Source organism: Pusillimonas caeni (assembly GCF_003545815.1).
GTDB lineage: Bacteria > Pseudomonadota > Gammaproteobacteria > Burkholderiales > Burkholderiaceae_B > Pusillimonas > Pusillimonas caeni.
Window position 1 is genome coordinate 115,858 of record NZ_PDUW01000008.1, and the last position, 25,935, is coordinate 141,792.

The 25,935-nt window shown below is 64.5% G+C and carries 20 protein-coding genes; 5 read left to right on the forward strand and 15 right to left on the reverse strand.

Going from position 1 to position 25,935, the window contains the following annotated elements; translation table 11 throughout:
* Window positions 1-257 precede the first annotated feature (257 nt).
* The gene (locus CSC67_RS16915) at window positions 258-2,219 is read right to left on the reverse strand and encodes a SurA N-terminal domain-containing protein (protein WP_118995629.1); all 1,962 of its coding nucleotides are present in this window, start codon (window positions 2,217-2,219) and stop codon (window positions 258-260) included.
* A gap of 155 nt (window positions 2,220-2,374) precedes the next feature.
* Between CSC67_RS16915 and ugpQ the strand changes: the two genes are divergently transcribed.
* Window positions 2,375-3,118: a glycerophosphodiester phosphodiesterase gene (gene ugpQ / locus CSC67_RS16920; RefSeq protein ID WP_118995630.1), complete on the forward strand. Its 744-nt coding sequence runs from the start codon at window positions 2,375-2,377 to the stop codon at window positions 3,116-3,118.
* 8 nt (window positions 3,119-3,126) lie between these two features.
* Window positions 3,127-3,978: a 23S rRNA (adenine(2030)-N(6))-methyltransferase RlmJ gene (locus CSC67_RS16925; RefSeq protein ID WP_118995631.1), complete on the forward strand. Its 852-nt coding sequence runs from the start codon at window positions 3,127-3,129 to the stop codon at window positions 3,976-3,978.
* Between the two features lie 92 nt (window positions 3,979-4,070).
* Here the strand turns inward: CSC67_RS16925 and CSC67_RS16930 are convergent, their stop codons facing one another.
* From CSC67_RS16930 to CSC67_RS16950, 5 genes are all read right to left on the reverse strand, one after another.
* Window positions 4,071-4,805: a pseudouridine synthase gene (locus tag CSC67_RS16930; protein ID WP_118995632.1), complete on the reverse strand. Its 735-nt coding sequence runs from the start codon at window positions 4,803-4,805 to the stop codon at window positions 4,071-4,073.
* A 16-nt stretch (window positions 4,806-4,821) separates the two neighbouring features.
* On the reverse strand, window positions 4,822-5,715 hold the full coding sequence (locus CSC67_RS16935; protein ID WP_118995633.1) for an amino acid ABC transporter substrate-binding protein: 894 nt from the start codon (window positions 5,713-5,715) through the stop codon (window positions 4,822-4,824).
* 32 nt (window positions 5,716-5,747) lie between these two features.
* The gene (locus CSC67_RS16940) at window positions 5,748-6,086 is read right to left on the reverse strand and encodes a P-II family nitrogen regulator (protein ID WP_017523351.1); all 339 of its coding nucleotides are present in this window, start codon (window positions 6,084-6,086) and stop codon (window positions 5,748-5,750) included.
* A 45-nt stretch (window positions 6,087-6,131) separates the two neighbouring features.
* On the reverse strand, window positions 6,132-7,781 hold the full coding sequence (locus CSC67_RS16945) for an NAD+ synthase (protein WP_118995634.1): 1,650 nt from the start codon (window positions 7,779-7,781) through the stop codon (window positions 6,132-6,134).
* Between the two features lie 566 nt (window positions 7,782-8,347).
* Complete coding sequence (locus tag CSC67_RS16950) at window positions 8,348-9,682, reverse strand: mechanosensitive ion channel family protein (protein WP_118995708.1); 1,335 nt, start codon at window positions 9,680-9,682, stop codon at window positions 8,348-8,350.
* A 152-nt stretch (window positions 9,683-9,834) separates the two neighbouring features.
* On the opposite strand from CSC67_RS16950, the gene argH reads away from it, so the two are divergent.
* A complete protein-coding gene (argH, locus tag CSC67_RS16955; RefSeq protein ID WP_118995635.1) occupies window positions 9,835-11,253 on the forward strand; it encodes an argininosuccinate lyase in 1,419 nt (472 codons plus the stop codon).
* A gap of 62 nt (window positions 11,254-11,315) precedes the next feature.
* On the opposite strand, the gene CSC67_RS16960 is transcribed toward argH, so the two are convergent.
* The 3 genes from CSC67_RS16960 to CSC67_RS16970 form a co-directional block, all read right to left on the reverse strand.
* The gene (locus tag CSC67_RS16960) at window positions 11,316-12,998 is read right to left on the reverse strand and encodes a ShlB/FhaC/HecB family hemolysin secretion/activation protein (protein WP_118995636.1); all 1,683 of its coding nucleotides are present in this window, start codon (window positions 12,996-12,998) and stop codon (window positions 11,316-11,318) included.
* 1 nt (window position 12,999) lies between these two features.
* Window positions 13,000-16,938, reverse strand: a complete 3,939-nt coding sequence (locus CSC67_RS16965; RefSeq protein WP_118995637.1) for a two-partner secretion domain-containing protein — start codon at window positions 16,936-16,938, stop codon at window positions 13,000-13,002.
* Between the two features lie 271 nt (window positions 16,939-17,209).
* Entirely contained in the window at window positions 17,210-17,419 is a 210-nt protein-coding gene (locus tag CSC67_RS16970; protein ID WP_118995638.1) for a hypothetical protein, read from the reverse strand.
* A 167-nt stretch (window positions 17,420-17,586) separates the two neighbouring features.
* Between CSC67_RS16970 and CSC67_RS16975 the strand changes: the two genes are divergently transcribed.
* Complete coding sequence (locus tag CSC67_RS16975; RefSeq protein ID WP_118995639.1) at window positions 17,587-19,653, forward strand: AfsR/SARP family transcriptional regulator; 2,067 nt, start codon at window positions 17,587-17,589, stop codon at window positions 19,651-19,653.
* Here the strand turns inward: CSC67_RS16975 and rlmD are convergent.
* From rlmD to surE, 6 genes are all read right to left on the reverse strand, one after another.
* Window positions 19,580-20,941 (reverse strand): 23S rRNA (uracil(1939)-C(5))-methyltransferase RlmD, encoded by a 1,362-nt coding sequence (gene rlmD / locus CSC67_RS16980; protein WP_118995709.1) that lies wholly within the window; start codon window positions 20,939-20,941, stop codon window positions 19,580-19,582. The two genes, CSC67_RS16975 and rlmD, sit on opposite strands and share 74 nt — an antisense overlap.
* Window positions 20,942-21,149: 208 nt before the next feature.
* Window positions 21,150-21,806, reverse strand: a complete 657-nt coding sequence (locus CSC67_RS16985; protein ID WP_118995640.1) for a hypothetical protein — start codon at window positions 21,804-21,806, stop codon at window positions 21,150-21,152.
* 90 nt (window positions 21,807-21,896) lie between these two features.
* Entirely contained in the window at window positions 21,897-22,673 is a 777-nt protein-coding gene (locus CSC67_RS16990; protein WP_118995641.1) for a 3'-5' exonuclease, read from the reverse strand.
* Window positions 22,670-23,461, reverse strand: a complete 792-nt coding sequence (locus CSC67_RS16995; RefSeq protein WP_167752939.1) for a peptidoglycan DD-metalloendopeptidase family protein — start codon at window positions 23,459-23,461, stop codon at window positions 22,670-22,672. The genes CSC67_RS16990 and CSC67_RS16995 overlap by 4 nt, the downstream gene beginning before the upstream one ends.
* Before the next feature lie 24 nt (window positions 23,462-23,485).
* On the reverse strand, window positions 23,486-24,307 hold the full coding sequence (locus tag CSC67_RS17000) for a protein-L-isoaspartate(D-aspartate) O-methyltransferase (RefSeq protein ID WP_167752940.1): 822 nt from the start codon (window positions 24,305-24,307) through the stop codon (window positions 23,486-23,488).
* Window positions 24,292-25,050, reverse strand: coding sequence for a 5'/3'-nucleotidase SurE (surE, locus tag CSC67_RS17005; protein WP_118995643.1), 759 nt, complete (start codon window positions 25,048-25,050; stop codon window positions 24,292-24,294). The genes CSC67_RS17000 and surE overlap by 16 nt, the downstream gene beginning before the upstream one ends.
* Window positions 25,051-25,169: 119 nt before the next feature.
* Between surE and plsY the strand changes: the two genes are divergently transcribed.
* Entirely contained in the window at window positions 25,170-25,850 is a 681-nt protein-coding gene (gene plsY, locus CSC67_RS17010; RefSeq protein ID WP_118995644.1) for a glycerol-3-phosphate 1-O-acyltransferase PlsY, read from the forward strand.
* The last annotated feature ends 85 nt before the right edge of the window (window positions 25,851-25,935 follow it).

The window sequence follows — 25,935 nt, forward strand, 5'->3', positions numbered from 1 at the left end:
AGACTGCCGGACCCTGCGCTTTTTGTCTGCTGGAGTTCTAAAACGCCCTCGGCGGCGGGCTCTGGGAAGCGGACGGTCGGGTGGTCCGAGGCAGCACCCTCCAACGCCCGCTTCCCAGAGCCCGCCGCCGAGGGCTTGCATTTGTGGCCTGCATAGATTGTAAAAGCCCATCCCGAGAACCATTCGGGATGGGCTTTTTTGCGGGCCTGGCGGCGAGATGCCTTACTTGAGTTGCAGCGCCACCCAAGCAGCAAACATCAGCCCTGCTGCTCTTCCGGCTGCAGGGCCTTCTCCGCTTCGGGCAGCATGCGAACCTTGGCGGCTTCGCGCATGGCCTGCAGCACGGCCGCCTGTTCGGCCATGCCCACGGCCTGGCCGATCTGGGCCGACAGCGATGCCTGCAGCATGGGGTCGGCCTGGCCCGACTTCGCGCCTTCGACACGTACGATGACGTAGCCCTGGCCGCCCTCGACGCCCACGTAGGCGGGCATGCTTTGCGTGTCGGCGCCAAAAGCCGCGTCAAGCACCGGCTTGCCCAACCCCTGGGGATCGACGCGGCTGATGGTTTGCGAGGAGCCGAAGCCCTCGGGCACATCGTTGCCGGCCTGGCCCTTGAGCGCCGCCAGGGCCTCTTCGCCCGCCTTGCGGGCCGCATCGCGCGAGCGCTCGGCCAGCAGTCGTTCGCGAATCTGGTCGCCGGCCTTCTCCAGCGGCAGCACGTGCGCGGGCGTGATCTGGTTCACCCGCACCACGACCATGACGCCCGGGGAGATCTCGATCACGCCGGAATTGTGCTTGTCGGTGTAGCTTTGGCTGGAGAACAAGGCGCGCCGCACGCGCGGGTCGTCCAGCACCTGGGCGTCGTCGCTTTGGGCCGCCGCCTTGCCCCCTTCGATGTCGGTTGCCGCCAGCAGGCGGTCGCGGGCGATGCCGTTGGCGCTGCGAACCTGCAGGCCCAGCGCCTGCGCGGCGGGTTGCAGACTGGTCTGGTCGTCGTACACCAGGTCGGTCAGGCGAGTGGCCATCTCGGCATAGCGGTCGGCGGCAAGCTGGCGCCGGATCTCGCCTTGCACTTTGGCCTTGGCCTGGTCGAAAGTTTCGCCGGCTTCGGCCTGTACGTCTTCGGCCAGAAAGACATGAAAGCCGTCCGGGCCTTCGACGGCGCCGGAGACCTCGCCCTTCTTGAGCGCAAACACGGCGTCCTCAAGAGACTGCGGCCACGACCCCTTGGTGATCCATCCGAGCCGGCCGCCCGAGCCGGCCGTGCCCGCGTCCTGGGACTCGGCCTTGGCGACTTCAGCGAATTGCGCCGGGTCGGCCGCGAGCCGCTTGGCGATCTCTTCGGCCTTGCCGCGCGCTTCGTCGCGCTGCGCCGCGCCTTCGGGCGCTTCGATGAGAATGTGGCTGACCTGCACGCGTGCAGGCATGACGTAGCGCGCCTTGTTCTGCTCGTAATAGGCGCGCATTTCGGACTCGGTGATTTCCGGCAGGCTTTGCATGGCCGCCGCCTCGTCCAGCAGCAGGTAATCGGCCGACACGTATTCGGGCAGCTGCAGCTGCTGCTGGTTGGCATCGTACCAAGCCTTGACATCGGCCTCGCTGATCTGGATCTGTCCGGCGTAGTCGGCGGAGTCGAAGGCGCGCAAGCGGATGGTGCGCTGGGCGGTCAGGGCCTGCTCGACCGCCTGCGTCACCGTGGCGGGCACGCCCGCGGTGGCGCCGACGGGGCCCAGCACGCGCTGCAGCGCCAGTTCGGCGCGCTGGCCCTGTTCGAAGTCCCTGCTGCTGACGCCCATGGACGCCAGCACCTGGTTATAGCGCTGCGGCGAAAAACGTCCGTCTTCCTGCAGTTCGGGAATGGAGGCGATGGCCTCGCGCAACATGGCGTCGGAGACGCTGAAGCGTTCTTTCGAAGCCTCGTCGATGATCAGCCGCCGCTCGATGAGGGACTCGAGCAGCGCCGACCGCGCTTGCGGCGTGTCGAGGGCGGCCGCGTCGAAGGCGCCGCCCGAGCTGGCCTGCATGCGCTGCAATTGATTGCGGCGCGCCTCGTCGAATTCTTGCTGCGTGATCGCCGAGTCGCCGACGGCGACCAGGTCGTGATCGCCCGATACATAATTGGTGTAGCCGCTGACGCCGATCAGGGCGAACGAGGGCAGGATCAGGATCAGCAGCACCAGTTGCATCAGGCGCTGATGCGTACGGATAAAATCGAACATGGACGGACTCGCACACCTTGCTGTCGGCGCCGAAGGCGCCCAGCTTATATTTACGATTTATAGTAATTTGCCCCGATGGGCCGAACGCCGACCTATACGCAAGACCGGCCGGGCGCCGAAGTTTTGCAGTTTACCATCACTGGAACACTACGCTCATGTGGCCCTATCCACGAATCATCGCCCATCGGGGAGCCGGGCGCCTGGCGCCGGAAAACACGCTGGCCGCGATGCGGCTGGCCGCCAGCCGCGGGCTGTCCATGGTCGAGTACGACGTGGCGCTGAGCCGCGACGAAGTGCCCATCGTCCTGCACGATCGCGACCTGCGGCGCACGTCGAACGGCAGCGGCAACGCCGACGCATTGAGCTTCGCCGAACTGGCCCGATACGATTTCGGCGGCTGGCACAGCGCGGCCTACGCCGGCGAACCCCTGCCCACGCTGTACTCGATCGCCGCATTCACCCTGGCCAACCGCATGCACAGCAATATAGAGATCAAGCCGCAGCCGGGCCGCGAAGCCCTTACCGGCCGCGTGGTCGCGCGGATTGCCGCAAGGCTGTGGAAGGATGCGGACGCGCCGCCCCTGCTGTCCTCCTTTTCCGAAGCCGCCCTTTCGGCCGCCCGGGACGCGGCGCCGGGACTGCCGCGCGCTCTGTTGCTCGAAGGCCCGCTTCCCTGCGACTGGCGCGAACGCATGTCCCGGCTCGGCTGCATCGCACTGCATCTGGAGCAGGCCCGCATCGATCCGGACGTCGTGCGGGCGGCGCACGGCAAAGGCTATAAAATAGCCGCCTGGACCGTCAATGACGCCGAGCGGGCGCGCCGCCTGCTTAAATGGGGCTGCGACGCGGTGTTCACCGACGCCATCGACACGCTGCCCGGCGTTCTTCAACCCACATAGGCCCGCCCTTGTTCAGCTACCGACACGCCTTCCACGCCGGCAACCATGCCGACGTGCTCAAGCACGCCATAGTCGTCCACATCCTTGACCACTTCAACCTCAAGGACAACCCTTATTGGGTCATGGATACCCATGCGGGCGCCGGCATCTACGATCTCACCAGCGACTGGGCCAGCACGAACGGGGAATTCGTCGACGGGCTCGACCGCCTGCTGGGCCCGGACGAAAAACCTCATCTCATCATGCGCTACCTGGAAGAAGTCCAGCACTTCAACCCGGACGGCGTGGCCAACTTCTATCCCGGATCGCCCTGGCTGGCGCTGCGCGCGCTGCGCGACAAGGACCGCCTGCGCCTGTTCGAGATGCATCCCTCCGAAGTCGAAGTGCTAAAGCACAATCTTTCGCAGCAAGACAAGCTGGCCAGCCGCCAGACCATGGTCTACGAGGCCGACGGTTTCACCGGCCTGAAAGCCCTGCTGCCCCCGCCCACGCGGCGCGGCATCGTGCTGATCGACCCTTCGTATGAAGACAAGAACGACTACCGCAAAGTGATGCAAACGCTCAACGAAGGACTGAAGCGCTTTGCTACCGGCTGCTACGTCGTGTGGTACCCGCTGGTGCAGCGGCGCGAGGTCGCCGAGATGGCGCGCTCGCTCGAGAAGCTCAAGCTGCCGTGGACCCACGCCATGCTGGCCGTGCGCAAGCCGGTCAAGACCGGCTTCGGCCTGCACGGCAGCGGCATGTTCGTCCTCAATCCGCCCTATACCTTGTACGAACGGCTGGAGCAGGCCCTGCCCTGGCTGGCCAAGACCCTGGCCCAGGACGACCGGGCCACGCACACGCTGAAAAGGTCCGGCTGAAGGCTTCTGCAGGACCGACGTCGCACGACGAAATCGCCCGGGACGGGAGCCTGCGGGCAGGCCGTGCTTGAATGGCCGCCATGCCGCAGGAACTACATGAAGCGCTCGCCCTCGCGCAGATAGCGCCATTTGCCCGGCGGCAGGTCGCCCAGCACGATGCGGCCCATGCGCACGCGCTTCAGGCCCACGACCTTCAGGCCGACGAGTTCGCACATGCGCCGGATCTGGCGCTTCTTGCCCTCGTGCAGCACGAAGCGCAACTGGTCGTCGTTCTGCCATTCCACCTGGGCCGGCTTGAGGGGCTGGCCGTCCAGGCTCAGGCCGTGGTTGAGCAGCTTCAGGCCGTTGCCGGCGATACGCCCTTCGACTCTGACGAGATATTCTTTATCGATGTCCGAATTCTCGTCGATGAGCTGGCGCGCAATGCGTCCGTCTTGCGTAAGCACCAGCAGGCCCTGCGAATCGATGTCCAGGCGCCCCGCCGGAGCAAGCCCGCGCAAATGCGAAGGGTCGAAAGGAAACGGCGCGCGAGAGGGATTGTGCAGGGTGCGGGCGGTAATGAGGGACACCGCCGGACGATAGCCGCGCTCGGCTTGGGCGGACACATAACCCACGGGTTTGTTGAGCAGGATGGTGACGCGCGCGCCCTGGCGCCGCTGGGCCTGCTTGTCCAGGGTGATCTTCTGGTCCGGATAGGCTTTGCTGCCCAGTTTGGAGACCACCACGCCGTCCACGCGCACCCAGCCGCGCTCGATGTAGGCATCGGCCTCGCGCCGCGAACACAGGCCGCGCTCGGCCATCAGCTTCGATATTCTTACTTTCTCCATGGGAAATGGGACGGTCTCACTGGTAGTCTTCGGGCCTGGGCGAGTCGGTGGGGTTCGCAATGACCTTTTCCAGCTCGGCCGACATGGGCCAGTTCAGGTTGATGTTGCGCGGCGGGATGGGCTGCGTGAACCATTTTTGATACATCTGCTTGAGGCGGCCGTCTTTCATCATGGCCTTCACGGCCTCGTCGACCGCCCGCTTGAACTCGGGATCGTTCTTGGGCAGGATCATGCCATAGGGCTCGACCGTATAGGCTTTTTCGCTGATGGCCCAGTCGCCGGCGTTGCGCGAGTTGGCCACCAGGCCCGCCAGCAGGATGTCGTCCATGAAAAAGGCCACGGCGCGGCCGCTGTTCACCGTCAGAAACGCCTCGGAATGATCCTTGGCATTCATGATGCGCATGCCGAGTTTCTGCTGCGCGTTAACCTGCGTAAGCCAGCGCAGATTGCTGGTGCCGGCCGTGGAAATCACGGTGGCGCCCTTCAGGTCGACCAGGTCCTTGACGTTGGACGACTTGAGCGAGGCGAAGCGGGTCGAGGTGACGAAGGTGGTGGGCGCAAAGCTGACCTGCTGCTGGCGCTGCTCGTTGTTGGTGGCGGAGCCGCAGCTGATGTCGACCGTGCCGTTGGCCACCAGCGGAATCCGGGTCGATGACGTGACCGACACCTCTTTGACGCTGAGCTGCTCCAGCCCGAGTTTTTCCTTGAGCGCGTCGACGATGCCGTGGCAGATGTCCATGGAATAGCCGATGGGTTTTTGCGCATCGTCCAGGTAGGAGAACGGAATCGACGATTCGCGCACGCCCAGCGTGATCTGCCCCGTGTCCTTGATCTTGTCGAGCCGGCCCTGGGCCTGAGCGGCCGCCGGCAAGGCGATCAGGGCGGCCAGCATCATGGGTAGTAGCTTCATTGTCCCTCCTTGGGTTGCGGATTGCAGCGCCGCTACAGCGCCTCGACGCCGCACTCGCCGGTGCGGATGCGTATGGCCTGCTCGACGGGCAGGACGAATATCTTTCCATCGCCGATCTTGCCGGTGCGCGCGGCCTTGACGATGGCCTCGATGGCCGATTCGACCATGTCGGCGGGCAGCACCACTTCGATGCGGATCTTGGGCAGGAAGTCGACGACGTACTCGGCGCCCCGATAGAGCTCGGTATGCCCTTTCTGACGACCGAAGCCCTTGACCTCGGTGACGGTCAGGCCGCTGACGCCGATCTCGGCCAGGGCCTCGCGCACCTCGTCGAGCTTGAATGGTTTGATGATTGCGGCGATCAGCTTCATATGCTGGGCTCCCAAAGTGGTGTGTATGCCTGGTTTCGAAGTGCGTCAGTCGCGATAGCCGTTGGCGATGGGCATGCGCCAGTCCCGGCCGAAGGCGCGCGAGGTGATCTTGGGACCGACCGCGCCCTGCCTGCGCTTGTATTCGTTGAGGCGTATGAGCCTGGCCACCTGCGCCACGGTTTCGGGTGCGTAGCCGGCTTCGACGATCTGCTGGATGGACTGATTGTGCTCGACGTAGCGTTCGATGATGCCGTCCAGAATGTCGTAGGGCGGCAGGCTGTCCTGGTCGGTCTGGTCGGGGCGCAGTTCGGCCGAAGGCGGACGCGTGATGATGCGTTCGGGTATGACGGGAGAACGCTCGTTGCGCCACCGCGACAAAGCATACACCATGGTCTTGGGCACGTCTTTGAGCAAGGAGAACCCGCCTGCCATGTCGCCATAAAGGGTGCAATAGCCCGTCGCCAGTTCGGACTTGTTGCCTGTGCTCACCACCAGGCTGCCGAACTTGTTGGACAGGGCCATGAGCAGCGTGCCGCGGATGCGGGCCTGGATGTTTTCTTCGGTGGCATCCGCCTGCAGGCCGGAGAACAGCGGCGCCAGCGCCGCGTCGAAGCCGTCGGCCAGGGGCCCGATCAGGATCTCGTCGTGGGCGACGCCCAGCGTGCGCGCCATTTCGAGCGCGTCGGCCTGGGAGATGTCGGCCGTGTAGCGCGACGGCATCATCACGGTGCGTACGTTGGACGCCCCGATGGCATCGACGGCCACGGCCAGGACCAGCGCCGAATCGATGCCGCCCGACAGGCCCAGCACGACCTTGCTGAATCCGGTTTTGGCCATATAGTCGGACAAGGAGAGCTTGAGCGCGCCGTACACCTGTTCGAGCGTGGGCGGCCATTGGCCGGTGGCGGGCTGCGAAGGCTCGCCCGCCGCGGAATAGACGCTGTTCACGGGCAGGCCGCGCTCGTCCAGTTCGACAAGCCCATAGGCCTCTTGGAAAACCGGCAGGCGCGCCCGCACCTCGCCCTCCGGATCGAGCACGAAGGAGGCGCCGTCGAACACGAGCTCGTCCTGGCCGCCGACCTTGTTGACGTAGACGGCCGTCATGCCGCGCACATGGGCGCCCACCTGCTCGAAGCGCAGCCGCTGCTTGTCGGTGCTGTAGGGAGAGGCATTGAGCACCAGCAGCACTTGGGCGCCATGCGCGGCGGCCATGGCGGGGCTGGAAGGCAGCCAGGCGTCTTCGCAGATGTTGAGCCCGAAGCGCAGGCCCTTCACCTCGAATACCTTGGGCTCCCGGCCCGTGGAGAAATAACGTTCTTCGTCGAACACGCCGTAGTCGGGCAGCTCGTGCTTGCAGTAGCAGGCCAGGACCCGGCCCTCGCCCACCACCGAGGCGACGTTGTACAGCTTGCCGTCGATGCGGCTCACGTGACCCACCACGACGCGCATTGCACTATCCAGGGCCGCCAGGTCGGCGCGCAGCTGCTCGAAGGCTGCGTCGTGCCGGCGTATGAATTCGTCGCGCAGGAACAGGTCTTCGGCCGGGTATCCGGTAAGGGTCAATTCCGGGGTCGCCAGCAGGTCGACGCCCTGCCCGTGCGCCCAGCGCGCAGCGTCTAGAATCTTGGCCGCATTCGCCTTCAGGTCGCCCACGCGGGAATTGATCTGGGCAAGACCGACTTTCACAACCGTCATTGACAGGAGACCGTGTTGAATTCAAGGAAATAAATTATCGCACGAGGTGTAAAGGCCCGCGCCGGACAGACTTAAGTCCTTCTGCTGTCCTGTTGCATTCTTGAACACTGCCGGACTTGGCGTGATGGTCATTATTGGTTTTTAAGCGCTGCTGGCTTGATGGGAAGGCCAGTATTGGGTCTTAAAGCGCTGCTGGCTTTGATAGGAAGGCCGTTATTGGGTTTTAAAGCGCCGCTGGAGCAGGGGGTATTTGCGCCGGGCGGTCGGGCGGTCCGAGGCAGCGCCCTCCAACGCCCGGCGCAAATACCCCCTGCTCCAGCGGCTCAGGCTTGGGCAAGCCATACACGCCGGCGTTCTGTTGTTATGTTGCTAGTTAGCGAATCTCGGCAAGCCGCCACCGCAAGCCGTTGGGGGTGATGCCGTTTAGGCCGGGCGTTGGAGGGCGCTGCCTCGGACCGCCCGACCGCCCGGCCTAAACGGCATCACCCCCGACGGCGCTTAAGGACCCAGATCGACAAATGAGCCTATATCGCTGCCCCGCCGCTCGCAATCCACGCAGACGCGGACTAAGAAGAGCGAGGCGGACCGGAACGCCCGGCGGCCGGCTCGGCCATCGCTGACCGAGCGGCGGCGCCTTGCAAACCATAGATGAAGTCGGCCCCGGACGGCGCCTGGTACAGCTGCAGCGACAGTTCGGGCAATATGGCCAGCAGATGGTCGAACACGTCGCCCTGGATGCGCTCGTACTCCACCCAGGCGGTATTGGCCGAAAAACAGTACACCTCGACGGGAATGCCCTCGGACTCTGGCTCCATCATGCGCACGATCATCAGCATGTCCTGGCGCAACTCGTTGTGCTGCTTCAGATAGGCCAGGGCGTAAGCCCGGAAGGTGCCCAGGTTGGTCAGGCGCCGCCGATTCACCGGTTCGACCGCCAGATCGCCCAGCGCCCGATTGCTTTCCGCGATTTCGGCCTCTTTGCCCGCCAGATAGTCCTTCAGAAGTCCGAAGCGGGTCAGGTCCCGCACCTCGTCCTCGGTCAGAAAGCGCACCGTCGCCGCATTGATGCGCAAAGTGCGCTTGATGCGCCGACCGCCCGACTCGAACATATGCCGCCAGTTGCGGTAGCTCTCCGAGAACAGCTTGTAAGTGGGAATGGTGGTGACCGTCTTGTCCCAGTTCTGCACCTTGACGGTGTGCAATGCAATGTCGATGACGAAGCCGTCGGCGTTGGCCTGCGGCATCTCGATCCAGTCGCCGATGCGCAGCATGTCGTTGGTGGTCATCTGCGTGCTGGCGACCAGCGACAGCAGCGTGTCCTTGAACACCAGCAGCAGCACCGCCGACAGCGCTCCCAGGCCGGACAGCATCAGCAGAGGCGACCGGTTGATCAGCAGGGAGAACACCAGAATGACGCAGATGCCCCACAGGATGATCTTGGCCAGTTCCAGATAGCCCTTGATGGACCGGGTCTGCGCCCGCGTGGTGGCCGAGTAGGTGTCCAGCCAGGCGCGAAGCAAGCCGTTCAGGGCCATGAAGAAGAACACCAGGCACACCGCCTGCAGAAAACGCGATATGGGCTCGACGTATTTCTCGGTAATGGGCAGCAAGGTGACGTTGATCGTCAGGACCAGCATGGGTACCAGATAGCCGATATGGCGGAATACGCGCCGGCGATGCAGCGCCCTGGACCAGTCGTCGTGCCCTATCGCTTTCAGCATGCGGCGCGTTACCGTGACGGCCACCTTGTCAGTCAGCCAGCTGGCCAGGAACACCAGCACGGCCAGGACTACCAGCCCGATCACCACCTGAGCCCAGATCGAATCGGGAATGTGATTGCCCAGCCAGTTGTCGCCCAGCCATTTGGCCATCAGATTGTTGTGTTCTACCGCAAGATCCATGTCCATGTTCAGCCCCGCATGGCAACGCCGCGCAACATCCGGCGGACGTTTCGCTGGCGTCAGGCAAACGCTTCGTACTGTACGAAAAGCCTAATACAATACCTCATTCGCGCAAGATTTCGTTACCTGCGCCTGTTTTATAATCCGCCCTTATGTCCAAAAACACCTCCCCATCCGGGCAAAGCCAATTTGCCAACAAAGCCCAGGCCTGGTCTGCGCGCTTTTCCGAACCGGTTTCCGACCTCGTCAAACGCTACACCGCCTCGGTCGACTTCGACCGCCGGCTGGCCGCGGTGGACATTCAGGGCTCTCTCGCTCACGCCGACATGCTGGCCGCCATCGGCATCATCAGCCAGCAGGACAACGCCGACATCCAGCGCGGCATGGCGCAGATTCTGCAGGAAATCGAGCAGAACGCCTTCGAATGGTCGCTCGACCTCGAAGATGTGCACCTGAACATCGAAAAACGGCTGGTGGAGCTCATTGGCGATGCCGGCAAACGCCTGCACACTGGGCGCTCGCGCAATGACCAGGTGGCCACCGACATCCGCCTGTGGCTGCGCGCCGAGATCGACACCAGCATCGAATTGCTGCGCCAGCTGCGCCGCAATCTCGCCGGACTGGCCCTGCAGCACGCCGACACCATCCTGCCCGGCTTCACCCACCTGCAGGTGGCCCAGCCCGTCACTTTCGGCCACCACCTGCTGGCCTATGCCGAAATGTTCGATCGCGACGCGCAGCGCCTGGCCGACTGCCGCAAGCGGGTCAACCGCCTGCCGCTGGGCGCCGCCGCGCTGGCCGGCACGTCCTACCCCATCGACCGCGAGCGTGTCGCGCGAGCGCTCGGCTTCGACGGCGTATGCCGCAATTCGCTCGACGCCGTGTCCGACCGCGACTTCGCCATCGAGTTCTGCGCCGCCGCAGCGCTGGTCATGACCCACATCTCGCGACTGTCCGAAGAGCTTGTGCTGTGGATGAGCCCGCGGGTCGGCTTCATCGACCTGGCCGACCGCTTCTGCACGGGCAGCTCGATCATGCCCCAAAAGAAGAATCCCGACGTGCCCGAGCTGGCTCGCGGCAAGACCGGGCGAGTCAACGGCCATCTCGTCGCCCTGCTCACCCTCATGAAGGGCCAGCCCCTGGCCTACAACAAAGACAATCAAGAAGACAAAGAAGGCCTGTTCGACTCGGCCGACACCATACGCGACACGCTGACGATCTTCGTCGACATGGTCAGCGGCATCCGGGTCAAACCCGAAGCCATGCGCGCCGCGGCGCTGCAGGGGTTCGCCACCGCCACCGACCTGGCCGACTACCTCGTCAAGAAAGGCGTGCCCTTCCGCGACGCCCACGAAACCGTGGCCCATGCCGTGCGCAGCTGCGAAGAACAAGGCTGCGACCTGGCCGACCTGCCTCTCGAACAACTGCAGGCCTTCCACGCCTCGATCGAATCGGACGTGTTCGACGTGCTGACGCTGGAAGGCTCTGTGGCGGCCCGCAATCACATCGGCGGCACCGCGCCCGAGCGAGTCGAGGCCGAAGCGCAGCGGGTGCTGGACGAAACCCGCTGAGCCATAAGGGCGGGGCCGCCGCCCGGCCTGTTCGAATACTCGCTTCGGCGGGCTGCGCCGACTTAGAAATAGCGCAGCAACTGCACCCAGACCCTGGGCTTGCGATCGGAATCGCTTTGCGGTTCTGAGCCCAGCCGCCACGCCGCTACGGCGCTGAGCTGCCAGCCGTACCGGGCCCAGCCAAGACTCAAGCCGGTGGCGCTCAGATCGCGGTGGTTGTCGCCCTCCGCCCAGGGCTTCTTGTTGACGGTGACGCGGCCGTGGTCGACAAAGGCGCCCACATGCCAGGCCGGCGCAAAGGCGTAGCGCAGCTCCATGCTTCCCATCCAGCCCTGGTCGCCGCTGGCCTCGCCCTGCGGATAGCCACGTACCCCGTAGGCCCCGCCCAGGCCCAGCTTCTCGGATGAATCCAGGTTCTTGCTCGCCCACTGTCCCTGCAGGCGGGTGTACAGGCTGAACTTGTCATTGAGCCGCTGCAGGCGCAGCAGCGATGCCGTCAGCTTCTGGAAATCGCCCGCTGTTTTCGCCGTAAGGTCGTCGATGGCCTGATCCAGGGCGCTGCTCAGAGTCAGGCGGCCACTGCTGTACGACAACGCGAAGCTCGTCACGCCCCCGCCGCCGAAATTGTCGCGGGCGTCGCCGGTGAGCGAGGCCGTCCAGACCCTGGAGTGCTTCAATGTGTCGAAGGCCAGCAGGTCGATCTTGTCGTGCAGGCGTTTGTAGTCGTATTGAAGCTGGCCGTACAGGCTGAAGTCGCGACCGCGCACCAGAGGCTGGATCAGATAGCCGCTGGCGATCTGCGCCCGGCCGTACGCATCCAGCACCTCGAAATCGCGCGCCAGTTCATAGCGCATATTGGAGAACGCAGCGCCCACACGCGTAGCCCAGGGTCCGACAGGAAGCTGGTAAGCCAGCCTGTAGTAGGTCTGGTATTCGTCCGTGCCCATCAGCCGCAACGTGGCCGCATCGCCCAGGCCCAGCGGGTTGTTCAGGTTGAGCGTGCCGCCCAGGCGCCACTGACCCGTATAGCGGCTGCCGTAGTTGTCCAGGTCGACCGAACCGCTTACCAGCGGACCGGGCTTCACGTTGACCAGCAGGTCGGACGCGCCCACGCTGGCGCCGGGACGCAGGGTGGCGTCCACCGACACGCCGGGCAGGTCGGACACCAGCAAGAGGCTGCGTTCCAGCGTGTCGCCGCGCACTGAACCGCCCGACTCCAGATCGCTCAGGGGCGCCAATGCCCAGCCGCCGGCACGCGACCGGTTGTCCACCGATACCTCGCCATAGCGGCCCTCGAGTACGGCGATGCGCACCTGGCCGTCGTTGACCTCCTGCGCCGGCAGATAGGCGCGCGCCAGCAAATAGCCCTGCCGGCGATAGTAGGCCGTGATGCGGGCCACGCCGGCCTGCAGCTGCGCCAGGCTCAGTTCGCGGCCCTTCAGATCGTCGAGCAGCGGCAGAAGCTGCTCGTCGCCAATGGCCTGGTTGCCGCTGAGCGCAAAGCTTTCCACCCGCGCCCTGGCGCCGTCCGAGGCCACGCCCGAATCTTCGGTGACGGGCAGCTCCAGCCGTAGACTGGAATCGGACGGCAGCGTCAGGGGCGCGGCCTCCATCTCGCGGATCGACTGCCCGGCGTCGGGCGTGCCCAGAATGGATTGCGCGAACGCGGGCCCGGCCAGCGATACAGAGGCCAGCGCCAGAAGCACCCGGGACAAGCCCGGGACAAAACGGCTCGTGGGCGCCATGTCAGATTCCTTCGGGCATGCGCAGCCCATTGTTTTCTATGTGATACAGGGATTGAGGCTGCGAACCGCCGGAAACCGGGCCGGCTGTCCCATCGCCTTGATGCTGATCGAAGGCCATGGGCCCTTGCTGCATAGTGTGGGCCGACACGGTCGCCGCATGGTAGGCCGGCGCCAGCTCACCCAGATAGTCGTCGACGGTGCCCGGCAGCACGACCAGTTGTCCGTCGACGAAATCCAGCACATAGTTTGCTCCGGCGGCCAGACTGCCCTGCCTGATCGCATACGCGCCCAGGCCCTCGCCCGGATCCCGGTTCAGAACTCCGCTGAGCCGGTCGTCGAAGGCCAGACTGCCCCCCGTGATGCGCCAGGTCAGCGCCGGGTCGGCCTGGCCGAAATATTTGCGCTGGTCATCGGCCGTGACCATGATGGAACGAGGAGTAATGCTCAATGCGGCGCCCGAGAATTCGGCGACTTGGTAATTGTCGTTGCCCAGGCTGCCCAGCCCGATCGCATAGCGTCCCACATTCTCGCCGCCCGCCCGCGCCAGCGCGCCATTCAGGCTGTCGCCCGCCACCAATCCCTGCCCACCCACGGTGTAGCTCAGCGAAGGATCGGCATTGCCGTAGACCTTGCCCTGGTCCCGGGCCGAAATAGTGATGGCGCGCCGGTCGATGCGGCCGACGTCGGCTGATGCCGAGGCATTGATCCGATAGCCGTAGATCTTAGCGCCGCTATCGGCCTCATAGGCTTCCAGAATCTGCAGACCGTCAACCGTTACGGTTTTGCCTGCAGCGGCGTTCTGGTCGCTGTAGCGCCCTTTCGCGGGCTTGGAAAACGCGACGTGGTCGCCATCCTGCAAGCCGGCCTTCAGCACATAATTTGAATCCGTAATGGCGGCGGCGTCTGTGCCGTCATAGGTTTTGTCGACCACCCCCTTCAAGCCCACATCGAGCACCGGCGCCAGGGTATACAACACGCCATTGCCTTGGCCCAGCACAGCGCTGCTTCCGTAGCGAGCGTTGTATTGCTTGAAATCGTAGGCCAGTCCGTCCAGATTGGTTTGCGCGGGGCCCTGCGACCAGACGCGCCAGCTTCCGTCGTTGGCCTGCAGGGCATCCGCGCCCATCTCGTTGCGAAACGCGCCGGCGCTGACCAGGTCAATGTCGCCCTTCCCGACAACGCGAACCACTCCTGACGGTGGGGCCGTCATCGTGGGCCCAAAGGGCGGAATCAGAACTAGGTCGCCCGCCGTCGTGCGAATGAGGATGTTGCCGTCACCCGCGACAGTGGCCTCTTCCACCTCCAGCCGTTTGCCATTGACTAAACTCAGCCCACTCCGCGCCGACGCGACGAGATTATCGATCTGATGCACGCCCTGGTACAGCGCGATCGCTCCATCGTTGCTCCTTACCTCAAGCTGTGGAGTAGTGATAGCCCCGTCGCCGTTGGCAACGATGTCTCCCTCGGCCTCCATGAAGACGGCCTCCGCCGACAAACCCGCGCCCAGGACGATGGCGCCATCCGAACTGATGTCGATCACGCCTTCTCCATCTATGGACACATCACCATTGATCACGATGTCGCCAAGCGAGGGATTGCAACTGCAGGTCTCCAGATCGATAAATCCGCCGCCGGCAACCGTTACCCTGTCGTTGATGCGCAAGCTGTTGCCACTGAGGGCGATCTGCGCCTCGTCGCCTGTTATCGATACTTTGGAATCGATCGTAAGATCGCCGCCAAGCAGTGTGATCGTTCCATCCTGGCCTGCAATCGATATGTCTCCCGCCGTCCAGATACCGTCGTCCGCCATCATGAAGATGTTGCCGCGGTCACCGGTTATCGATACGGCGTCGTTGACCAGAATATCCCCGCAGCCGGATTCGCGGCAGGCTACGAAGGCGATCGTTCCATCGTGCCCGTTTATTGAAACCGGGGAATCGACGGACACATCGCCGCCGATCATGGCGATCGCGCCCGCGTTCCCGTCGATGGAAACATTGCCGCCTATCGAGATGACGCCATCTGCAGGCACGAAAGTGCTCGATTCATCGTAGTTGGCGGGTATCACCTCGTCCCCGAGAATATCGGTGCATTCGGAGTCGCCGCAGGCCACGAGCGCGATGGCTCCCTGCCCTCCCTCGATCGATATCGAAGAGCCTTCCTCTGTAGTGAGTCCGCCGCCAAGCAGGGCGATCGCCCCATCGTCTCCGGTGATCGACACGTCGCCGGCTATCGATATCCCCCCGCCTGCGGCCATCATGATGCTGCCTTGGTCGCCTTCTATCGCCACTTCGCCGTTTAGCGCCATCTGCCCGCATTCGCCGCCGCAAGCGCCGAATGCCATCGTTGCAGAATCGCCTTGTATGGATACTTTGGAATCGATCGACAGATTGCCTCCGATCAGGGTGATCAAACCTTCATCTCCGTCGATCTGGACGTCGCCGCCGAGCGAGAGGTCGCCCTGCGCCATGGCGATAATCGAGGCTTCGTTGCCGATCGCCGTCAGTGTGGAGTCGCTGCCTGTTGACAGGCCATGCCCGGCAAGGCTGATGCTTCCCTCAGTCCCATAGACCGCCATATCGCCCGTTATCGAGACGTCGCCGTTCGCAATCAGTGAGATGCTTCCATTATTGCCGTGTATTGAAACTTGGCTGTTTATCGCGATATCGCCTCCATCACTCCCCTCACCCGCGTAGAGTTGCAATCCCGCGTCGTCTCCAATGGCCGTGATGTTGGCGTTGACGTTAATGTTGCGGTGCGCGGAAAGCGTCAGGGTTGTTCCGGCATTCCAACCGACGGCGCCATCGACATGGATGTCGCCCGCCTCATCGCCATGATCGACAGTTTCAATCGATATATCGGTAGTAGCCAGTTGAGTTGACAGCGTGTCCGCCCCTATTCCACTGTCAGTTTTGGGATCGTTGCCCGCCCTGATCGTGAAATCCGTCGGATCGATCAGCCACGTGCCCGTCTTGCCTTGCGGCGCCAGGGTCGTAACCTTGACGCCGTCGGCGATCTGCACATGCGCGCCGGACGTATCGATAAAGCCGCCATCGCCGCCATCAGGCGCGCTGGCGTCCAGCTTGCCGTCCACCTTCACCGTGCCGCCGGCGAAATCGCCCAGCAGCACGATTTTGCCGGCGCGGTTTTGCAGGGTGCGGGCTTCGACTACACCGGTGTTGTTCACCACTGTCTGCAACAGGGCGTCGGAGGCGCTGGCGGTCATGAGGACCTGGCCGCCGTCCGCCTGGATGAGTTGGCCGTTGTCGACCAGAGCGTTCTTGGCGGCCTGGTCGACCTGCACGTTGAGCAGGCCGTCGCCGGCAAAGTCGAGCGTGACGGCATTGCCCGCGGCCAGCGCGACGGTGCCCATGCGGGCCTGGATGACGCCCTGGTTGTGCACCTGCCCGCCCAGCAGGGCCACGGCGCCGCCGTCGCCCGCGTTGATGCGGCCCCGGTTCACCACGGGCGCCGGGTTGCCGTTGCCCTGGAAGCGATAGTGGCCGGCCATGAAGTCGGCGTTGCCGATGTCGAGGGTGGAGGCCACCAGCCCGCCAACGTTCACTTGCGCATTCTGGCCGAACAGCACCCCATTGGGATTGATCAGGAAGACCCGGCCGTTGGCCTGGAGCTGGCCCATGATCTGCGAGGCGTCGGGCCCCAGCACCCGGTTGAGCGCCACGGCGTCGCGCCCGGGCTGGTTGAACTGAACGGTATTGTCCGCGCCGATATCGAATTGCCGCCAGTCGATGGCCAGACGATGGCTGGCCTGGTCGATGACCAGTTTGCCCCCGGCCGCCGCGCCGATGGAGCCTGAACCGGCCACCACCTGGCCGCCGGCTGGCAGCCCCTGGCCCAGGGCCGGGGCCGACGCGAAAAGGCCGGCCACCAGCCAGGCGCCACGCGCCCGGCTCCATACGATGCTGAATATGCGGTTCATCTTGTCCCCAAGAAGTGGTCTATATGCCACATGGCCGGTGCGCCTTGCAGGCTCACTGCCATGAGCCGGGGAATCTCGCCGCCTTTGGCGTAGTTTCACCGCGCTGAGACCGAGGCGCAGGCAATGTTTTATACGTTAGGTTTATTTTCGAAATATTCTAAATTAATTAATTCGTATTACGTCTTTTTGATTCTTTTGGTAACTTGAGTGGCAACAAAAAAGGGCTGAGCCCGAAAAGCCCGCCCATCAGTCCGCCAGAAGGGAAAATTGCTTATTCGTGAGAGCCGGCACCGGTCAGCGAACTCTCGAAATAGGAAACGACCTCGCCTCGGTCGATCGAGACGCACAGTCGGCGCGCGGAGTCGGCCACGACGTCCACGGCTTGTTCGAGCGATCGGACCGCATACAGGTTGTCGAGCAAGGAAGCGTCCTGGCTGGTGAGGCGATGCAGGGTTTCAAGGGTCTGGAGCGAAATGTTCATGGGTCTCTCGTGCGTCAAAAGTGGCAAACGGACAGGGTCGCGTGCGGGTTGAACAGTGGCGCGCGTTCGGCCGGCGCGTTATGCTTGGCCAAACAGTTCACAAAAAACTTACATTTGTATTGATTTGACCAAAGCAGCGTAAGCCGCCCGTAAGCCAGAATGCGCTCATGATTCCGACCCGCTCGCCCCAGCCCCGTCTTTCCATATGCCTGCTAGGCGAGGCGCGGCTGGTGCGGGACGATCTTCCCTGGCGCGGCAAGCTTTATGACAAGGTCATCGCGCTGCTGGCCTACCTGGTGGTCGAATCGAACCGCAGCCACCCTCGCGAACAATTGGCCGCCCTGCTCTGGCCCGCTCTGCCCGCCGAGGCCGCACGCACCAATCTGCGCCAGACTCTTTATTATCTGCGCCAGCTCTTCGGCGCTGAATCCGATGAACTGCTGCACGCCAGCCGGGAGACGGTACGTTTTTCATACTCGCCCCGGCATTGCTGGGTAGACGTCAAGACCCTGACCGAACAGGCCCCGACGTGCCGCGACTGCCCCACGACGCCCGCCTCCCCGCCTTGCGAACGCTGCCTGGCACGCATCAAGGCGCGGGCCGACGCCTATCAGGGAGAATTCCTGGCCGGGCTTTCTCTTTCCGACGCGCCCGATTTCGACGTCTGGCTGGACGCTCAGCGCCATAGCTTGCGCGGACATGCGTTTTCTTGCGCAGAGCGGCTTCGCAATGCCTATGAGGCGAAAGGCCGGCTCGGCCCCGCCCTGGCCTATGCGCAGCGTTGCGTACAGCTCGAGCCCTGGAACGAAGCCGGCCACCGCGAGCATATGCGCCTGCTGGCATGCAAGGGCCAGCATGGGACGGCCGAGACGCTTTACGACGTCTACCGCGACACCCTCGCACGCGACCTCAACGTAGAGCCCGAACACCTGACGCGGGCCCTTTTCGAGACGATTCACCGGCGCCAGCTCGAGCCCGAATCCTCTCCCCCGGCAAGCATTGGAGCCTTCGCCGGCGGTGATTCGGACGGACGGCGGCAGGCCACCATCATGTGCTGCCATATCGACCTGCCGCCCGGCATCGCGCAGCACAACATCGAACAACTCGCCAAAGCCCGCTCTCTCTGCGCGGCGGCGCTTCGGCGCCATGCCGGCCATCTCACGCTGGGACAAGGCGGATACATCTACGCCTATATGGGCTACCCCCGAGCATCGGAGCACGCCGCTGAACTTGCCGCGCAAACCGCCCTGGAACTGCAGGGCCGCTTCTCCGACCGCTATCGTTTCCGCGCGGGCATCCACACCGGGATCATTCTTGCCGGTTTCGATCCTTCCCTGCCCGACATCGTGGGTGACGTTTCGACCATTGCCTGGCGCCTATGCAGCCGTATGCAGAAAAGCGGCGTGGCCGTCAGCGATGCGACGCGCCGCCTGCTGCACGGCCGCTTCAGGCTCGATACGCTCAGGCCCCTGGCGGCCGGCGCCGACAGCGTGCAGGAGGCCGGCGGCCCCATGCCGGCCTTCAGGCTGGCCGGCATGGGGCAAACCACGGGGTCCGGCGATGTATTGGCTCGGCCGGCAACGCTCGCCGGCCGCAAGGCCGAGCTGCGCCGCCTCAATGACTTGTGGACTCGGGCCTGCACCGGCAGCCCGCAGTTTCTCGTGGTGCGCGGCGAATCGGGCACGGGCAAGACGCGGCTGGCCCGCGCCCTGCTCGACGTCGTGGACCCCACTGCGTGCGTCGTCCACCATATGCGCTGCTATCCCGAACACCGGCACACACCGCTATATCCCGTCATCGCCCTGTTCGAAACCGCCATGGGTTTCTCGATGGGCGATACCGTCCATCAACAGCGTCAAAAACTCGACCGCTATCTTGCCCTGCATCATGGCGCCATCGCGGACCAGGCGCGGCCCATCATCATGGACATGCTTTCGATCGCGCCCGGCGACGCCCCCGTTCTGCCGCCGCGCCAGCGCAAGCTGCAGACGCTGGAAATGCTGCTGACGCTGCTGGACAACAGGGCCTCGCGTCAGGCCGTGCTGTTGATCATCGAAGACGCGCATTGGCTCGACGTCACCAGCCGCGACCTGCTCGAACGCCTGATCGGCCGGCAGGACCGGGCGGCCGTGCTGACCCTGGTCACCGCCCGGCCCGAGTTCAGGCCGCCGTGGCTGAGAGCCGACTCGGTGCTCGATCTTGCCCCTTGCCCGGCTCATCGAACACCGCGATAGACTCCACGTGACCGGTATGCGGGAACATGTTGACGACGCCCGCGGCGCTCAAGCGATAGCCGCCCTCGTGCACCAGGATGCCCGCATCGCGGGCCAGGGTGGCCGGATTACAGGAGACGTACACCAGCCTGGACGGGCGTTCGCGCGGCTCGAGCGCCGCCAGGGCGCGTGACACGGCCTCGGCGCCCTCGCGCGGCGGGTCGATCAGCATGCGATCAAAGCGGCCCAGCCCGCGCAGCCACTGCGCGTCGACGGTGAACAGGTTCAGCATGGCGAAGCGCGCCCGATCGGCCAGGCCGTTTTGTGCGGCCGCCGCCGACGCCCGGTCCACCAGGGCCTGGCTGCCTTCGATGCCCACGACCTCGCGCGCACGCGTGGCAAGAGGCAGCGTGAAGTTGCCCAGCCCACAGAACAAGTCGGCCACCCGATCTTCGGGCTGGACTTCCAGCAGGCCAAGGGCGCGTGAAATCAGAGCCCGGTTGATCTGGCTGTTGACCTGGGTGAAGTCGGTCGGCCGATAGGCCATGCGCAAGCCGAACTCCGGCAATAGATAAGCCAGCCCGTCGGCGTCCGAGCGTTCCAGCGGATGCACGGTGTCCGGCCCCTTGGGCTGCAGCCACCACATCACCTCATGCCTTTGCGCAAAAGCGCGCAGCAATTCCATGTCGCGATCGTTCAGCGGCTCCATGTGGCGCAACAACAAGGCGCTTCCTTCGTCGCCCACCGCCACTTCGATCTGCGGAATGCTTCTGGGTATGCTCAAGGCGCCGATCAGCTCGCGCAAGGGCGTCAACAAGTCGGACACATGGCGCGGCAGCACCAGGCACTGGTCCATGTCCGCCACATAACTGCCCCGCTTCTCGCGAAAACCCACCAGCACCCCGCCCTTCTTGGCCACCAGGCGCACCGAAAGACGCGCTCGGTAGCGATAGCCCCAGGTGGGACCGTGCATCGGGGCCAGGACCTGGCCCGGCTCGACCTTGCCGATATGTCCCAGAGCGTCCTCCAGCACCCGCTGCTTCACGGCCACCTGGGCCGCCGGCGTAAGATGCTGCATGGCACAGCCCCCGCACTGTCCGAAATAGCGGCATGCGGGCTCGACCCGCTGGGCGGACGGCTTCAGGACGCGTTCGGTGCGCGCGACATCGAACGAAGGCTTGCGCCGTGCGACGTGGGCCTGCACCCGCTCGCCCGGCAAGGCGCCCTCGACGAAGACGACCTTGCCGTCGTGATGCGCCACGCCCCGGGCTTCCAGATCCAGGGACTCGATATCAAATACTTCGGACATAAAAATGCGGCCGGAAAAAGTCAGGAGCGAATTGTAAAGGACGCACCGCGCTTTGCCCCGTTCCCGCGCCGGCTCCTTGCCCCTCTGTCGCTTCTTCGCTCGCCGGGGGCAGCCGAAAATAAACCGGCGCCCGGCTTGAAGAAGCATCGGGCGCCGTATGGGGCGGACGAGCGCGGCGGCATTCCGCGCGCAGAAGACTAATGCGGCATCAGGACTGGACCTGTCCGGCGGCCTTGTCAGCCGGCGCCTTGTCGCTTGTCTTGTCCTGCTTGGCGGCGCGGCGTTCGGCATGCTTCTTCATGAACTCGGCACGCTTCTCGGCCCGCTCGGCGAACTGCTGGGCGACGAGCTTCTGTTGCCCATCGTCCAGCGAATCCCACAAGGCCAGCCATTTCTCGGAGATTTTTTCGTGGCGCTCGGCAGCCGCCTTGCGTGCCGAATCGGCTTCCTTGAGCGCAGCGCGCGGATCGAGCTTGCCGGCCTTGAGAGCGTCGACGCGCTCCTGGCGCTTCTCCTTCATGGCTTCGAAGCGTTCGCCGCGCTCGACCTTCTGGGCGTCGCGCGCTTCCTGCAGCAGCTTTTTCTGGTCGTCGTTCAGCTTCAGGGCGTCGACCGATTTCTCACCCAGCGGGCCATAGCCGGGAACCAGCATGGCGGCGCGCTGCTGAGCATGGCGATGCATGTGCTTGTGGTGCTTGTGGTGCATGTGCCCGTTGCGCTTGACGTCCGGTGTTGCGCTGGCGGCCTGCTGCGCGTCGGGCGCTGCGGCGGGGCTTGTTGCGGGCTGTGCCAGCGCGATGCCTTGCATGGAGACGGCGGCGGCGATGGCGGCAAGCTTGAGGGTCAGGGCGGTGGTTTTCTGCATGATGGCTTCCTTCTTGAATAGGAGTCGCCATTGTCGGTTCCAAGCAATTTCGGAACTGTTTCATCGCAGAGGAATTGTTTTCAGCCGATTTCAGGCGTTCCAGACGGCCATGTATTGTTTCCAGTGCGCCGCGTCGCTGGCGGTGAGCGTTTCGCGCACGAGGTCGACCTCGGCCTGGTAGGCGGTCTGGTCGAGCTCGCCGCGCAGGAAGCGGAAGCGGCAGTACACCAGCCAGGTATTGACGACGTCGGTTTCGCAATAGGCCCGCACCTCGTCGGCCTGCCCGCCGGCCCAGGCGCGCCACACCTGGCTGCCATCCATGCCCAGCTTGCCCGGAAACCCGCACAGCTTGGCCAGATCGTCCAGCGGCGCATTGGCCCGGCCGTTGTACTTGGCCAGCAGGTCCATGAGGTCGGTATGTCGATTGTGGTAGCGGCTGATGTAGTTGTTGAACTTGAAGTCGCGGTCGTCCTCGCCCATGTCCCAGTACCGGGGCGCCTGCACGCCGTGTATCAGGCTGCGGTAATGCAGCACCGGCAGGTCGAAGCCCGAGCCGTTCCAGCTGACCAGCCGGGGCGTGTAGCGTTCGATGGTCTTGAAGAAGCCGCCGATCAGCACTTCTTCGGGGTCGTCGGCCTGTCCCAGCGTCTTGACGCGAAAACCGTTGTCGTCGCGAAAGACGCAGCCTATGACCGCGATTTTATGCAAATGCAGGGGCAGGAAGTCGCTGCCGTGGCTTTCCATGCGGGCCTGCAAGGCCGCTTCGATGACCTGCTGGTCGGTCATCGCCGAGTCGTAGTCGCCCAGCGTACGCAGGCCCTGGGCGTCCGGTATGGTTTCGAGGTCGAAGACCAGCGTGGGGGTCATCGCTTGGGCAGGTAGGAAAGCGGATCGACGGGCGTGCCGCTGCGGCGGATCTCGAAGTGCAGGCGCGGCGAACTGGTGTCGGTCTGCCCCAGTTGAGCGATTTTGTCGCCCTTGGAAACCGAGTCGCCCGACTTGACCAGCAGCTTGTCGTTGTGCGCGTATGCCGTGATGAAGCCGTTGCTGTGGCCGAGGAGAATCAGGTTGCCCAGCCCCCGCACGCCGTTGCCGGCGTACATGACCTTGCCCGACGCGGCCGCCACGACCGGGTCGCCCACCTGTCCCTGGATGTCGATGCCCTTGGTATTGGAATTGAAGCCTTGGATGATTTTGCCGCCGGCCGGCCAGCCCCAGGAAATGAGGTTGGCATCGGCCGCGCGCGTGGGGGTGGGCGGCTCGGACGGCGCGACAGGAGTGACCGGTATGGGCGTGGCCGTAGAAGGCGGCGCGGAAGGCGCCGCCGATGCGCTGCCCGACAGACGCAGCGTCTGGCCCACCCGCAGCTGGCCGGGATCGGTGATGTTGTTGAGGCGCACCAGCGTGGCGACGTCCATGCCGTGGCGCTGGGCGATCTGGTACAGCGTGTCGCCCGGCTTGACCACATAAGTGCCCGAAGCGGGCGCAGTGTCCGTCTGTCCGCCGGTCATGTCCGTAACCGGCGCGCGCGTCGTTCTGGACGCGCAGCCCGCCAATATCGCCAACGCCGACAAGGACGCAATCACCAGGGCTTGGCGACTGTGCCGGGGCCGGATCGATGTCGTGACGACAGACGGGGACGTCGCTGAATGCATAGGGCTCTCCTAAAACCAGAAACTTTATGACTGCGTGCCGGCCCGCAGCGGGACGAACCGGACCGATTCAAGCTCTTGCCGCCGCCACGTGGCGGGGCCGGTGCGCTCGATCAGCACCAGGCGCTGGGTTGCCGCGCCCTCGGGCGCGATGAGCCGCCCGCCGATGGACAACTGCTCGAGCAATGTTGCAGGGATTTTAATCCCTGCAGCAGCCACAATAATACCGTCGAAAGGGGCGTTGCCGGACAAACCCGCCATGCCGTCGCCAAACGATAGCCGCACCCGGCTGGCCAGCCGAAGCGTGCGCAAATGGAAGCGCGCCATGTCGTACAGGCCGCGGATGCGCTCGATGGCATAGACCTCTTTGATCAGTTGCGCCAGCACGGCGGCCTGGTAGCCGCAGCCCGCTCCCACCTCGAGCACCCTCGCGGGCATGCGCTCTTCGCACAGGGCCGCGATCATGCGGGCCACCACCCAGGGCTGGGAGATGGTCTGCCCGTAGCCTATGGGCAAGGCCGCATCCTCGTAGGCCCTGCTGGCCAGGCCTTCGTCGACGAAAACATGCCGCGGCACGGCCAGCATGGCGCCCAGCACTCTTTCATCTTGTATGCCTTGGTTACGCAATCTTTGCACCATGACGGCGCGCTGGCGATCGGAATTGAGGCCCAGGTTCGCCGTGGCGGCGGCCAGCGGGCGCACCGGCGTGGCGGGCGTGGCGATGCGGCCCGGCATGGTGGCGATGCGCGCATTGCTGTTGGTGGTGGACGGCCCGCCGCCCAGGCTGGAGCGCCCGAACCGGTTCATGGTGCCCGATGCGAAGGGAAAACGGTTTACCGGCTTGCGCATAGCGGATCGGCCCAAGCCTTGAGATGGGTCAGTTGTTCGTAGTGGGTAAGGTCGAGCCGCAGCGGCGTGATGGACACCGCATGCTGTTCGATGGCGCCGAAATCGGTATCGGCGGCAGAGTCGGACACCAGGCCCACCGGCCCGATCCAATAGACCGGATCGCCATAGGGGGTGCTGCTCTTGACCACGGGCTCGGACGGGTGCCGCTTGCCCAGGCGGGTGACGGTGAAGCCCTGCATGGCTTCGTAGGGCACGGCGGGAATATTGACGTTGAGCAGCGTATTGCCGGCCAGGGGCTCGGCGATCTGGCGCTCGACCACCTGGCGCGCCACGCGCGCGGCCGAATCGAGGTGCTCCCAGCCTTTTTTGACCAGCGAGAAGGCGATGGCGGGAATGCCGAACAGATAGCCTTCGGTGGCGGCCGCCACGGTGCCCGAATACAAAGTATCATCGCCCATGTTGGCGCCGTTGTTGATGCCGGAAACCACCAGGTCGGGCCGGAAGTCGAGCAGGCCGGTCAGGGCGATATGCACACAATCGGACGGCGTGCCATTGACGAAATAATAGCCGTTGGCCGCTTGGCGCACCGACAGCGGGCGGTTCAGCGTCAATGAGTTGGATGCGCCGCTGCAGTTGGTTTCGGGTGCCACGATGGTGAGTTCGCCCAAGCCTTTAAGAGCCCCCACCAGGGCCTCGATGCCCTCAGCGTTGTAGCCGTCGTCGTTAGACACCAATATGCGCATCATTACTTCCAGGAAACTCAACCGAACGTAGCCAATTGTACCCGGTCGTTTTATGGTTTTGGCCGCGCGCGCTAGAATTCAGAGCCTGCCCAGCTCAGCAAATCCGGAGCCCATAGTTTATGTCGTCGTCGTTCCTCGCGCTTGCCGTCCTCGTTCTGATCGCCCTGGCTTATCTGCTGGGCTCCATCCCTTTCGCGGTCGTGGTCAGCCGCGTCATGGGGTTGCAGGACCCGCGCAGCTACGGTTCGAAGAACCCCGGAGCCACCAATGTGTTGCGTACGGGCAACCGAGCGGCGGCCGCGCTGACTCTTCTGGGCGATGCGGCCAAGGGCTGGGCCGCGGTCTGGCTGGCCGCGCTGCTTGCACGGCAGTGGGGCCTGCCCAGCTATGTCATCGGCCTGGCCGGCATCGCCGTCTTCCTGGGGCACCTGTATCCGGTATTCCTGAAATTCAAGGGGGGCAAGGGGGTGGCCACCGCCCTGGGCGTGATCCTGGCCTTCCAGCCCTGGCTGGCCTGCGCCACGGTCGCCACGTGGCTCATCGTGGCCTTCGCCACCCGCTACTCATCGCTGGCGGCCATCGTCGCGGCGATCTTCACGCCCTTGTATTATCTTTTCGGCGGCAACATCGCCTGGCGTTTCGACGGCTTCACCTGCCTGGCCATCGTCGTGATCAGCGTGCTGCTGTGCTATCGCCACCAGGCCAACATCGCCCGGCTGCTGGCCGGCAAGGAAGACCGCATCGGCAAGGACAAGGGGCCCGCCGGGCCGCGGCCACGCAAGCACGGCGGCAAACGCTAGGACAGGGCAAATGCCGGGACGGCGGCAAGCGCTGCGGAAGCGGCCGGCGCTTTGGCCGGCCGGCGCCATGAGCCGCCTACGCCCA

Excerpts from the sequence above, each read along its gene's own strand:
- rlmD (WP_118995709.1), bottom strand. The coding sequence starts at position 20,941 with ATGTCCGAAGTATTTGATATCGAGTCCCTGGATCTGGAAGCCCGGGGC.
- CSC67_RS16985 (WP_118995640.1), bottom strand. The coding sequence starts at position 21,806 with ATGCAGAAAACCACCGCCCTGACCCTCAAGCTTGCCGCCATCGCCGCC.
- CSC67_RS16950 (WP_118995708.1), bottom strand. The coding sequence starts at position 9,682 with ATGGATCTTGCGGTAGAACACAACAATCTGATGGCCAAATGGCTGGGC.
- surE (WP_118995643.1), bottom strand. The coding sequence starts at position 25,050 with ATGCGCATATTGGTGTCTAACGACGACGGCTACAACGCTGAGGGCATC.
- argH (WP_118995635.1), top strand. The coding sequence starts at position 9,835 with ATGTCCAAAAACACCTCCCCATCCGGGCAAAGCCAATTTGCCAACAAA.
- CSC67_RS16915 (WP_118995629.1), bottom strand. The coding sequence starts at position 2,219 with ATGTTCGATTTTATCCGTACGCATCAGCGCCTGATGCAACTGGTGCTG.
- CSC67_RS16945 (WP_118995634.1), bottom strand. The coding sequence starts at position 7,781 with ATGACGGTTGTGAAAGTCGGTCTTGCCCAGATCAATTCCCGCGTGGGC.
- CSC67_RS16975 (WP_118995639.1), top strand. The coding sequence starts at position 17,587 with ATGATTCCGACCCGCTCGCCCCAGCCCCGTCTTTCCATATGCCTGCTA.
- CSC67_RS16965 (WP_118995637.1), bottom strand. The coding sequence starts at position 16,938 with ATGAACCGCATATTCAGCATCGTATGGAGCCGGGCGCGTGGCGCCTGG.
- CSC67_RS17000 (WP_167752940.1), bottom strand. The coding sequence starts at position 24,307 with ATGCGCAAGCCGGTAAACCGTTTTCCCTTCGCATCGGGCACCATGAAC.
- CSC67_RS16940 (WP_017523351.1), bottom strand. The coding sequence starts at position 6,086 with ATGAAGCTGATCGCCGCAATCATCAAACCATTCAAGCTCGACGAGGTG.
- CSC67_RS16995 (WP_167752939.1), bottom strand. The coding sequence starts at position 23,461 with ATGCATTCAGCGACGTCCCCGTCTGTCGTCACGACATCGATCCGGCCC.
- CSC67_RS16930 (WP_118995632.1), bottom strand. The coding sequence starts at position 4,805 with ATGGAGAAAGTAAGAATATCGAAGCTGATGGCCGAGCGCGGCCTGTGT.
- CSC67_RS16960 (WP_118995636.1), bottom strand. The coding sequence starts at position 12,998 with ATGGCGCCCACGAGCCGTTTTGTCCCGGGCTTGTCCCGGGTGCTTCTG.
- CSC67_RS16970 (WP_118995638.1), bottom strand. The coding sequence starts at position 17,419 with ATGAACATTTCGCTCCAGACCCTTGAAACCCTGCATCGCCTCACCAGC.
- CSC67_RS16990 (WP_118995641.1), bottom strand. The coding sequence starts at position 22,673 with ATGACCCCCACGCTGGTCTTCGACCTCGAAACCATACCGGACGCCCAG.
- ugpQ (WP_118995630.1), top strand. The coding sequence starts at position 2,375 with ATGTGGCCCTATCCACGAATCATCGCCCATCGGGGAGCCGGGCGCCTG.
- CSC67_RS16935 (WP_118995633.1), bottom strand. The coding sequence starts at position 5,715 with ATGAAGCTACTACCCATGATGCTGGCCGCCCTGATCGCCTTGCCGGCG.
- plsY (WP_118995644.1), top strand. The coding sequence starts at position 25,170 with ATGTCGTCGTCGTTCCTCGCGCTTGCCGTCCTCGTTCTGATCGCCCTG.